The following is a 12080-nucleotide window of genomic DNA, read 5'->3' as shown; positions in this document are numbered from 1 at the left end:
TTTGTATTTAAATAATGCTGTTTTAGTGATTTATGTACTTTAAAGAAAAGCCTTATAAGCCCTCAAAATGCATGATCCATGAAATTCAAAATGCATGATCCATGAAATATTGATTTTCAAAGTAATAAAAACCTTAATCCAACCAAACAGCAAAATATGCTGCGTGCTCACACTGTTTATAACATCGATAAAAAGCGCCTCTCTGCCTATTTATCAGTTCTTCTTTAAGTAGCCCAGCACCATCATACTCTTATGCCAGCGCCCCAATGTTGTGACAGTCCCTAAAACTTGAGACGATTCATGAAGAGGACTTATTCTTTCTAAAGTGTTTTATTCACGCGGGCTCTCTCTGCTTGCCACATACAAGAGACATGGTTTTAACTAATACAACATAACTAAATTTGAAACGAGAAAATCCTATGGTATTCATGATCTCTCATGAAAAACAATGAATTACTCTTATAAATAAACGTGACAGTTAAATAAACGTGACAGTGCTGTTATGAAGAGAACTCCTTGCACATCTTAATAGTTCATAGAGATTAACTGGGTGTCATTTTATATTCTGTACACAGATGAAGTATTTTTATAAAAATGCCCGTCTCACGCAGAAAAAAACAGCCCGTTAAGACTTTAAAAAGAAAAACACCACAATGCTTGCCCTCTTTTTCCATGAGAGATTCAAATTGATAAGCCTGTCTGAAAAGAGTGCTGTTTATGTCCTTAAAGATACTGCTCTTGTATCAAGATCACTTACTCCGGTGAAAATTGGAGTTTTGCGAGGTAAGCATAGACGCCATTTTTTGCCACAAGTTCTGCATGGGTTCCTTCTTCAACAAGAGCGCCTTTATCCATCACGAGAATACGATCAGCTTTTAAAATTGTTGCCAAACGATGTGCAATTACCAAGGTTGTACGATTTTGCATCAATCCTTCTAAGGCGTCTTGCACCAACTTTTCACTGTTTGCATCTAAAGCAGATGTTGCTTCATCAAGAAGCAACAGGGGTGCATTTCTTAGAATTGCCCGTGCAATACCAATGCGTTGTTTTTGCCCCCCAGAAAGCATGGTACCACGTTCTCCTACTTGCGTATCCAAGCCATCTGGTAAAGCTTGAATAAATTCAAGTGCATTAGCCGCTTTAGCGGCAGCAAGGATTTCCTCTTCATGGGTATTTTCAGTTCCAAAAATAATATTATCACGCAATGTTCCATCAAAAATGGCGACATCCTGTGGAACATAGGAAATTGCGCTGCGTAAATCTTGTAAAGAAAGGCGATTAATTTCCATGTCATCTAACCGAATTGTTCCACTTATCGGGTCATAAAAACGAAGGATCAAAGAAAAAATAGTGCTTTTTCCTGCTCCGGAAGCCCCAACAAAAGCAACCGTTTCGCCTGCCTTTACAGAAAACGAAAGCGAGCGTAAAATCTTCTCTTGAGGTCTAGAAGGATAAGTAAAATCAACCTGATCAAAAACAAGTTCGCCTCGAACAGGTTGTTCCAATGATAAAGGATTTTTAGGAGCTACAATAGTAGGTTGTTCTTGTAACAATTCGGAAAGCCGCTCAGCAGCGCCTGCGGCTTGGATTAACTCTGCCCCCAGTTCCGATAATTGCGCAAAAGTAGAAGCTCCAAAAACTGCATAAAGGACAAATTGCCCTAATGTCCCGCCTGTCATCGTTCCATTTAAAACATCGCGCGACCCAATCCATAAAACAGCAACCACACTGCTAAAAACCAAAAAAATTGCAAAACCCGTAAAAAAGGAGCGCAGGATCACGGAAGCACGTGCTGTTTGAAAAGCACGTTCTATCAATTGTGAAAAACGTGTTGCAACGAGTTTTTCTGCGGTAAAAGCTTGCACAGTGCGAATAGCACTCACCTGTTCTGTAGCAACAGCATTGGCATCTGCGAGACGATCTTGCGCCGCACGTGTACGAGAGCGAACTTTCCGCCCAAAAACCACTAAGGGAATGGCCACAACAGGAATAGCAACCAAAACCAACAAAGACAATTTAGCATTGGTAATCACCATCATCACGACGGCTCCGATCACTATAATCAACTGACGCAAAGCAGTAGAGGCGGTAGAACCCACAGCTAATTTTATTTGTGTTGTATCTGTTAGAAGCCTTGAAACAATTTCTCCTGAATGCGACCGATCAAAAAAAGCAGGAGAAAGTTTCATAATATGAATAAACACATCACGCCGTAAATCGGCAACAATCCGCTCTCCTAATGTGATAACACAATAATAACGGGCTGCTGAAGCAAATGCGAGAAGCAAGGCTAAGATAAACAAAATTCCGAAGTAAAAATTGATATGTCCATGGCTTGAAGTAGAAAACCCATGATCAAACATTTGGCGGATAGCCACAGGCAAAGCTAATGTGACAAGAGCCGCAACAGATAACGCTAGAAAGGCAAAGATAAACAACCAACGATAGCGCAAAAGATAAGGAAAAAAAATTGCAAGCGAAGAGAATGAAGATTTTCTAGGAGAAGATTTTATAGATTTTTCTGAATGATTAAAGAGATTCATAAGGTTTCGCTCACTATATTGAATTTATAACACTTGATACAATGATGCATCTTGAACACTTGTTTTTTTATGTGTGCTCAGCTATAGGAATAAATACTTTAATCAATGTATCAAAAAGACAAAGGAAGCGCACTTAAAAAAATCGAGCAAGTGCTGTTTCATTCTGTAAACGCAAAAGGTTTTTACGCATGAAAGCGAATATTCATCCCAACTATCACACAATTACCGTTGTTATGACGGATGGAACCCAATATAAAACGCGCTCTACTTGGGGAAAAGAAGGCGATACTCTTAATCTAGATATTGACCCAAGAACGCATCCAGCATGGACAGGTGGCTCCCAAACACTCGTAGACCGTGGCGGTCGTCTTTCTAAATTCAAAAATCGTTTTGGTAATATTGGCATGTAAAAGCCTATTACTAATTATAAAGAGCACAAGTTTTAAAAAATGATTGCTCTATTGTAAGTGATTGGTTTTTTTATGCTGTAAAGAGTGCACTTTAAATATTAATTCAAAAACGCATCCAACATAAATAGATAGGATCTTAGGCACTAATAAATCTTGGTGGCTGCGTTTTTAAATTTAAAAATCAGTTTGAAATACGAGCATAAATCCTTCCTCTTAGAGTATAACGACCTGAAATAAAATAATTACAAACTATCCTTCTTTTTTTGGAACTGAAAAATACCCATGAAGAGAGCATTCTTGTCGCCGCTAAAGCGGCTAATACGCTTGAATTGATTCGAGCTTTACCAGATTGGCTTGGATACGTGAATAGAAGAACGTGGTACCATGCTTTCTGAGGGACAAGACAACGCATCGGTATTGTATGGTCAATTCTAAGAAATACACCCCTGTTGCTGCAAGTCGGCACCATCATTATATTTGCCAGCTCGTCAGTATTGCTACAACCTTGGCACTTGAGACAATTCATTATAGGCATTTTAAGTCCTTTCTTAATATTTTTTTATTCACGCGGGCTCTCCCCGCCTGTAACGTGCAAGAGACATGGTTTTGGTTGATTCAACATGGAACAGATTTGAAATGAGAAAATCCTATGGTATTCGGAATTCCCATTCAACATACAAAACAGTGAATTATTATTATAAATCAAAACATTGCTGCTTTATGAAGCAACATCTGCTTTAGATGCAAACAGTGAAAAGTTGGTGCAAGACGCCTTAGAAGGATTGATGCAAAATCGTACAACCTTGGTAATTGCACATCGTTTGGCAACAATTTTAAAAGCTGATCGTATTCTCGTGATGGATAAAGGCGCTCCTGTGGAAGAGGAAACCCATGCAGAACTTGTGGCAAGAAATGGCGTCTATGCCTATTTGGCAAAACTCCAATTTTCACCTGAGTAAGTGATCATTATAAAGACAATATCTTTAAGGACATAAACAGCACTCCTTTTCAGACAGGCTTATCAATTTGAACTTCTCATTTTTCCATTTAACACACGATAAGGTACCATTTAGGCACCATGAGAAGCTTTCCCCTTATATCATGATTTCAAAAGCCGCATGAGAAAAACAAAATAAGCCGTTTGGGTGTCTTAAGGTCAAGGATGCCGATAGGCGCAACTTGTAAAGGGTTGCCTTGAGCTTAAGGACCAAGGCTTGTTAGCCCCTTCATTAAACGCGGGTCTGATGTTATGATCTTGGAGAGCGATTATTAAGAATTTGAGAGGCAGACAGCCTCTCATTTTGATTTATATGCAAACAAATTGCACTCTATTTATTCAGGGAGAATAAGAACATACCCAGGAGGTGCTAAACGGAATAAGAGAGCATCGTAACCCCAACTAGCAGACAGGCAGCAAATAGAAGAAACGCCTTCAAGAATTGTTAAGAGTAATGCGAACGATATACCGGCTTCATCTGCTGTTGCGTCACGGCGTTCTAAGAGGTATCCGACAAAAAAGAAAAAGCACCCTATTCCACTCACCGACCCAAAGACTTTTAATGCGGTATGAACCGGTCCACGTATGTTGAGCAAGATAATAAAAATTATGAAAGTAAATACTGTAAAGATCCCTTCGAATACCCCACGCACCATATTGCACAATTTTCGCATCATAATTGCAGAAAAGCTCTGTTCTGCGTATCGATTTTTTCTTTTGATGCTTGTATTCTTAGAAGATATACTGTTATTTTTAGAAGATATACCGTCCACAACTCCCCCCGTTTTAAGCCAAGATGCTATGAAGTTATTCATTTTTAATTATATCATCATAAAATACAAGAAAAATTTATCCATTTTAACGAAAAAATAGGTGTTTTATTGAGGTGCAAATCTATTTTGTTAGCAAGAGTTATTCAATCCGTTCGTCAATAGAAAGGCTACTCCCTTACAGAGAAAGCTATCCTGACGCACAAAAACTTCATAAGCCGTATATTAAAATCCACTCAGACATCGCAACTCTCCAATCTACCCGCTTTTCCACCTTTGAAACTGCAATCAAATGGATTCTGCTGATGACAAGCAATGATAACATGAAAAAGAAAAAATATCACAATATCAAACTCTTCAATACAGTATGAGCTTTATGATTTTCACTCAAAAAGCAAGTGCCTACCCATGAACGACACCATACTAAAGTGCTGTGCATTCACAAATTTCCTTTAAAGCACCATCTCCCCTTCCCGAAATTGCACCTCTTGCGCAATCTTATCTCTCGATAGCACCCATTAGAAACTTTTAAAAGGTCCAAGGAGAAAACTCTCTGAGAAAGCTTTCAAGCCTAAAACGCCCCCGCCATTTTTATCATGATGAGGGCACCCAAAAAACACGCAGAAACAAGCAAAATCTCTCCGCATTTAAAAACAGAGTTTGTGCTTCAAGCGCACGCTTTTTCTTGTTCTGTTGTCCATTGTCCCAAAGCCGCAAGATGATTCATCAAAGCTCGATGACTAAATGCCTTCTGTGCAACAGCAATATTCTCATCCTTTCCAGCCCATGCTTTTAAAGCAGCTGCTTGTAATGCTCGTCCATAGGAAAAGGTCAATTTCCAAGGAAATGCGCCCAAAGAATTCATAGCAGATAAATGCGCCGTTGCTTCCTTATCAGACTGTCCTCCAGAAAGAAAAGCAATTCCAGGAACAGCAGCAGGAACAGTCTGTTTAAGCACCTGGACGGTCTTTTCAGCAACTTCTTCGACAGAAGCCTTGCGCGCATCCTTACCATCAATCACCATATTGGGCTTTAAAATCATCCCCTCCAAAAGAACACGAGCTTCAAACAATTCTTTAAAGACGGTCTGTAAAACAGCTTTTGTCACCTCAAAGCAACGTGTAATGGAATGCCCACACGATGGTCCATCCATCAACACTTCCGGCTCAACAATCGGCACAATATTGAACTCCTGACACAAGGCAGCATAGCGTGCAAGAGCTTGTGCGTTTTGTCTTATGGCTCCTCTTGTTGGCAAAGTGTGTTCATCAATAGCAATCACCGCACGCCATTTAGCAAAACGTGCTCCCAAAGCATAATAGTCTTTTAGCCGCTCACGAAGACCATCCAACCCTTCGGTAATTGTCTCTTGAGGAAAAGCGGCCAAAGGTTTTGCACCGGTATCAACTTTAATCCCTGGCAAAGCGCCTGAATCCCGAATAAGATCCGTCAACATTTTCCCAGTTGATGCTTTTTGCCGAATGGTTTCATCAAATAAAATAACCCCAGAGATGGCGTTTTCCATCGCTTCTTTTGTACTAAAAAGCATTTCACGATAAGCACGGCGCTTATCTTCATTGGATTCAACACCAATACTTTCAAAACGCTTTCCAATGGTCGCCGTACTTTCATCTGCCGCCAAAATACCTTTACCCGCATGCACCAAAGCAAGTGCAATATCTTCAAGCCGTTCATTCATAAAAAATTCCTCTTTATTTTGTCTTAATTTCTAAAAATGCGCAACACTATCAAAACACTCTACAAGACCGTATAGTTTTTCTTTAACCTTCCCTTCAAAGAAACCCCTTAAGCCTGCATAAGGGCAAGAATGCCAGGCAGAACCTTACCTTCCATCCATTCCAAAAAAGCCCCTCCAGCAGTCGAGAGATAAGTAAAATCATTGGCAACACCAGCATGATTAAGAGCAAAAACTGTATCGCCCCCTCCCGCAATTGAAACCAACTTTCCCGTCAAACTACGTTCTGCTGCATGGCGTGCAACGGCAATGGTTCCCTTATCAAAGGGAGACATCTCAAAAACACCAAGGGGTCCATTCCACACAAGAGTAGCAGCTTTATCTATCACAGTATTGATATGCGCAATAGAGCGCGTCCCAATATCCAATATCATGCCATCTTGTGGAATATCTTCAATGTCATAAAGACGATGCGGTGCATCTTTTTCAAAGCGAAATCCAACGACAGCATCCACAGGGAGCAGAAGCGTACATTGACACTCTTGTGCTTTTTTAATGATTTTTTTTATCGTGTCCATCAGTGCATGTTCACACAGTGACTTACCAACAGACACACCTTGCGCTGCTAAAAAACTGTTAGCCATGCCCCCACCAATCACGAGATGATCAACCTTTTCCACCAAATGATTGAGCACAAAAAGCTTGCTAGAAACTTTCGCTCCTCCCACAATGGCAACCACAGGACGTGCTGGATTGCCAAGTCCTTTTTCTAATGCCTGCATCTCACCTTGCAAAGAGCGCCCTGCATAAGAAGGCAACAAATGCGTTATTCCCTCCACCGAAGCATGGGCACGATGAGAAACTGAAAAAGCATCATTGACATAGAGATCCCCATTATGAGCCAAAGCTTCCGCAAAAGAACAATCATTCTTTTCTTCACCAGCATAAAAACGAACATTTTCAAGCAGTAAAACACCCCCATTTTGTAATGACTCAACCGCAACCTGCACCACCGAACCGATACAGTCAGGAGCAAAAGAAACAGGCTGATTAATGATCTTTTCCAGCACTTGCACAACAGGACGGAGTGAAAACTCTGGCTCTACCTTTCCTTTAGGGCGACCACAATGAGAAAGCAGAATAAGTTTAGCACCCCGCTTTTGCAGCTCAATGATTGTCTCTTTATGTCGCTCTAAGCGCGTCGTATCACAGACCTTGCCGTGTGCCATTGGCACATTAAAATCCACCCGCACAAGAACACGTTTTCCAGTGACATCAACATCATCAAGTGTACGAAACCCCATCACTGCTTCCTCTTCACTTTCCATTGTTTCAAATAAAAACGCATCCAACAACCCTGCCCACTTTTCTTTCCACTTATCCCCTCTTTGCTTTTACAAGAGATCCACGACAGCTTATCTCTCACCCTCTGCTTGAAAAGCCAAAGCTTCATCGTCAAATGTACAAAAGCCCACCATTGCTCTTAATCTTCATATCCCATTGTAGCAAACAAATTGTGGCAAACAAATGCATTCGCTCAACTTGATCTCTATTAAAGCTTTCCTTTTACTTCTAAGCAAGAGAGTTTACATCTCCTAATTTTCTAACGTTTTCTCAAAGGGTATCTCGTTCAGATCTTACTTTTTCAAAGTTTACTCTTTCATGCAGCTTTTAAAAGCACGTATTGACACGGTATTAAAACAAAACACATCATCAATTTTTCAATATTCTCTTCTCTCTAGCGTATGAGAACAACAGCCTCTATCTGTTTTTCTCAAAATTGTACAAAAATGAGACTTTTCCCTATAAAAAGAGGACCCTGAGGTCCTCTTATATTGTCTTAGCAAAAGCCACAGCCGTATCACTCATACGGTTAGAAAAGCCCCATTCATTATCATACCAAACCAGAACGCGACAGAGCTTACCATCAATCACTTTTGTTTGATCATTGTGGAAAATAGCTGAATGAGGATTATGATTAAAATCACAACTCACGAGTTTTTCTTCTGTAGTGTCCAAAATGCCCTTCAAAGGACCTTGTGCAGCAGCAGCAATAGCTGTATTAATTTCTTCAATTGTTGTGGAACGCTTAGCGATAAATGTCAAATCAACTACAGAAACATTAGGGGTCGGAACACGAATCGATACACCATCAAGCAATCCCTTTAATTCTGGTAAGACCAATCCCACAGCTTTTGCCGCTCCTGTTGAGGTAGGAATCATAGAAAGAGCTGCTGCACGTGCACGATAAAGGTCACGATGCATTGTATCCAACACAGGTTGATCACCCGTATAAGAATGGATTGTTGTCATGAAGCCCTTTTCAATACCCACCGTGTTGTGCAAAACTTGTGCTACAGGCGCCAAGCAATTGGTAGTACAAGAGGCGTTTGAAACAACACGATGCTCCTTGCTTAAAGAGAGATGATTAACCCCATAGACAACCGTAAGATCTGCTCCTTCAGAAGGCGCAGAAACAAGAACACGCTTTGCCCCCGCATCCAAATGAGCACTTGCTTTATCACGCGTAGTAAAAATGCCCGTACATTCTAAAGCAATATCGATATCCAAATCTTTCCAAGGCAATTGAGCAGGATCACGCTCTGCGCATACCTTTATTAAACCACCCCCCACATCAATGGCATCCCCTACCACCTTAACGGTCCCAGGAAAACGCCCATGAACTGAATCATAGCGCAATAAATGGGCATTTGTTTCCACCGATCCCAAATCATTAATTGCGACCACTTCAATATCTTGCCGTTCACTTTCCACAAGTGCACGTAAAATATTGCGACCAATACGACCAAACCCATTAATTGCAACACGAACTGTCATTTCACATGTTTCCTCATCAATTTTTTAAGCACAACATTTAAAACACAATAAATGGGTACCAATCCAAAATCATTAATTCCCACAATGTCAATATCTTGATCAATCACTCACTTATCCACAATAATGCACAAGATCATCCACAACACTGGACAGAATATGATGCCCTAAAACCACCCCATTCATGACAACACAAACTATCACTTTGTCTTTTCCTCTTTGATCTTTCCAAGCTCTTTTTCAACGGTAGCGACCACATTCTCACAAGTAATACCAAAATGCGCATAAAGGGCATCAATTGTTCCACTTGCCCCAAAGCCCTCCATACCAATAAACACACCATCACAGCCAATAAAACGATCCCACCCTTGGGCGACAGCAGCTTCAATGGCAATTTTAATCGGTGCCTCCCCAATGAGAGCACGCTGATAAGAGAGAGACTGTTGAGAAAAGAGTTCAAAACAAGGCACAGAAACCACACGCGTTGGGATGCCTTTTTCTTCTAACACCGCATGTGCCTCCACCGCAATTTGCAATTCTGAACCAGAAGCAAACAGCGTCACTTGTGCATCATCACTAGCTGTTAGGAATTCATAAGCACCGAGCATACAGAGATTTTCTTCTTCATACTCTTGACGCAAAAGCGGTAGATTTTGTCGACTCAAAGCCAAAGTAGAAGGCGTTTTGCGTGCTTTCAAAGCCAATTGCCAACACTCGACTGTCTCCATAGCATCAGCAGGTCGAAACACAAGATGATTAGGCATTGCGCGCAGGCAAGCCAAATGTTCCACGGGTTGATGGGTCGGACCATCCTCACCAAGACCAATAGAATCATGAGTCATGACATAAATCACCCGCAATCCCATAAGAGAAGAGAGCCGCATAGCAGGACGCATATAGTCAGAAAAGCATAAAAAGGTTCCCCCATAAGGAATAAAGCCGCCATAAAGGGCAAGACCATTCATCACGGCTCCCATTACATGTTCGCGAATTCCATAATGCAGATAACGCCCTGAAAAATCTTCAGCAGAGATACTTTTCATCTGGCTGCTTTTTGTATTATTAGATCCGGTTAGATCAGCCGAACCACCAATAGTTTCAGTAACGACTCCATTGATAACTTCAAGAGCCATTTCCGAAGCTTTACGCGTAGCAACAACAGGCCGCTCTTCAACCAGTTTCTGTTTATAAGTATCAATAGCGCCATCAAATCCGCCCACGAGATCGCCCCGCATCAATCTTTCAAACTCCACACGCTCTGAGACAGGAAGATCAGCAAATTTTGCTTCCCACTTTTGGCGTTTTTTAGCAGCATTGAGACTAGCCAAGCGCCAATTATCGAGAATATCGGCTGGAATAATGAAAGGCTCAGCATCCCACCCTAAAGCGATACGGGTTTCAGTAATTTCTCGTGCGCCCAAAGGGGACCCATGAACTTTATTGGTACCCGCTTTATTTGGCGCTCCAAAACCAATTGTTGTTTTACAAGCGATCAAAGTTGGTTTATCGGAATTTTGTGCCGCCTCAATAGCCCGTGCAATTGCTGCTTGATCATGCCCATTGACTTTATGTGTCTCCCAACCAGAAGCTTTAAAACGCGCAATCTGATCAGTACTATCAGCAAGGGAAATCTCTCCATCAATGGAAATATTATTATCGTCCCACAACACAATAAGCTTATTGAGTTTCAAATGACCAGCAAGGGAAATCGCTTCTTGAGATATTCCTTCCATAAGGCATCCATCGCCCACCAACGCGTAAGTGTAATGATTGATGAGATCACCAAAACGGGCATTTTGCAAACGCTCCCCAAGAGCCATTCCCACGGCATTTGCCAACCCTTGTCCAAGTGGTCCAGTGGTTGTTTCGATTCCCGCCACATGCCCATATTCTGGATGCCCAGCAAGCTTTGCCCCTAATTGGCGAAAATTTTTGAGATCTTCAATGCCAATATCTTCATAACCAGAAAGATACAAGAGAGCATAAAGCAACATAGACCCATGCCCCGCCGATAACACAAAACGATCACGATTAGGCCAGCGAGGATTTTTAGGATCATGAGCAAGGAATTGTGTATAAAGGACTGTAGCAATGTCGGCTGCCCCCATTGGTAAGCCCGGATGACCAGAATTTGCTTTTTCAATCGCATCAATAGCAAGAAAACGGATAGCATTGGCCATCTGATTCTGTTGGTGGGTATTTGTCATGAATAATCGACCATTTCGTTAAATACGTTATTCTGTTGCTTTTTCCGTATTCTCTTAAAACTCTCAAGAAATACTATTTTTTAACCATTAGTGTGAGACTTCTTGCCACCACTTCAATAACATTAATAACATTCCCCTCACGCGTCCTGTATATCCATGTCATTTATGCCAATACGCGCAAAAAATCCAGCTTTTAATTTATATCCATCCCCTGCTTTGCTTGCTAAAATATCCTACATACTTAAAAATAAAATGCGCACAATACAAGAGTGAAAGTGATTCGTTTTTGCATAACACATTGATAAAGGATACAATTACCCAAAGGATAAAGGCAATGAACCAAGAGACTACAGTTCTACAAGATGCTTTAGAGCACCTAGAAAAGGCACTTAGAACTTTAGAGATCACCATAATAAACCGCAATGCCGTTATTGATAAAAATAACGAATGGGAAGAAGAAATCCAACGAATGAATGCTGACCGCAGCCATCTTGCCCAAGCGCTTGACAAAGCTGAAGCCCAAATTGAACGCTTAGAGTCCGTAAACAAAGAAGTTTCCAAACGTCTTATTAAAGCAATGGAAACAATTCGTGTTGTCATTGATAGATAAAGGTTTGAATG

8 protein-coding genes and 1 pseudogene are annotated in these 12080 nt (G+C 41.0%); 3 read left to right on the top strand and 6 right to left on the bottom strand.

All coding sequences use genetic code 11. The features are described from left to right. Nucleotides 1–753 precede the first annotated feature (753 nt). Complete coding sequence (locus tag ACFIKG_RS03055) at nucleotides 754–2544, bottom strand: ABC transporter transmembrane domain-containing protein (RefSeq protein ID WP_375651732.1); 1791 nt, start codon at nucleotides 2542–2544, stop codon at nucleotides 754–756. A gap of 188 nt (nucleotides 2545–2732) precedes the next feature. Here ACFIKG_RS03055 and rpmE point away from each other — a divergent pair, with 188 nt between their 5' ends. Continuing rightward, nucleotides 2733–2954, top strand: a complete 222-nt coding sequence (rpmE, locus tag ACFIKG_RS03050) for a 50S ribosomal protein L31 (protein ID WP_015856961.1) — start codon at nucleotides 2733–2735, stop codon at nucleotides 2952–2954. A 710-nt stretch (nucleotides 2955–3664) separates the two neighbouring features. Next, nucleotides 3665–3913 (top strand): annotated as a pseudogene (locus ACFIKG_RS03045) (ABC transporter); the annotation flags it as partial. Nucleotides 3914–4286: 373 nt separating this feature from the next. Here ACFIKG_RS03045 and ACFIKG_RS03040 read toward each other — a convergent pair. From ACFIKG_RS03040 to tkt, 5 genes are all read right to left on the bottom strand, one after another. Further along, on the bottom strand, nucleotides 4287–4628 hold the full coding sequence (locus ACFIKG_RS03040; protein ID WP_375651731.1) for a hypothetical protein: 342 nt from the start codon (nucleotides 4626–4628) through the stop codon (nucleotides 4287–4289). A 760-nt stretch (nucleotides 4629–5388) separates the two neighbouring features. Beyond that, nucleotides 5389–6420: a class I fructose-bisphosphate aldolase gene (locus ACFIKG_RS03035; RefSeq protein WP_375648187.1), complete on the bottom strand. Its 1032-nt coding sequence runs from the start codon at nucleotides 6418–6420 to the stop codon at nucleotides 5389–5391. A gap of 107 nt (nucleotides 6421–6527) precedes the next feature. Next, nucleotides 6528–7721: a phosphoglycerate kinase gene (locus tag ACFIKG_RS03030; RefSeq protein WP_375626658.1), complete on the bottom strand. Its 1194-nt coding sequence runs from the start codon at nucleotides 7719–7721 to the stop codon at nucleotides 6528–6530. 526 nt (nucleotides 7722–8247) lie between these two features. After that, nucleotides 8248–9255 carry a type I glyceraldehyde-3-phosphate dehydrogenase gene (gene gap, locus ACFIKG_RS03025; protein WP_375626574.1) on the bottom strand — a complete coding sequence of 336 codons (1008 nt, stop codon included), beginning with the start codon at nucleotides 9253–9255 and terminating at the stop codon, nucleotides 8248–8250. A gap of 197 nt (nucleotides 9256–9452) precedes the next feature. Continuing rightward, the gene (tkt, locus tag ACFIKG_RS03020) at nucleotides 9453–11459 is read right to left on the bottom strand and encodes a transketolase (protein WP_375651730.1); all 2007 of its coding nucleotides are present in this window, start codon (nucleotides 11457–11459) and stop codon (nucleotides 9453–9455) included. A 334-nt stretch (nucleotides 11460–11793) separates the two neighbouring features. Here tkt and ACFIKG_RS03015 point away from each other — a divergent pair, with 334 nt between their 5' ends. After that, entirely contained in the window at nucleotides 11794–12069 is a 276-nt protein-coding gene (locus ACFIKG_RS03015; RefSeq protein ID WP_005774573.1) for a DUF4164 domain-containing protein, read from the top strand. Nucleotides 12070–12080 lie beyond the last annotated feature (11 nt).

Source organism: Bartonella sp. LB28NMGDW, assembly GCF_042194435.1.
Classification (GTDB): Bacteria; Pseudomonadota; Alphaproteobacteria; order Rhizobiales; family Rhizobiaceae; genus Bartonella; species Bartonella grahamii.
This window is presented reverse-complemented; position numbering and strand designations above follow the sequence as displayed.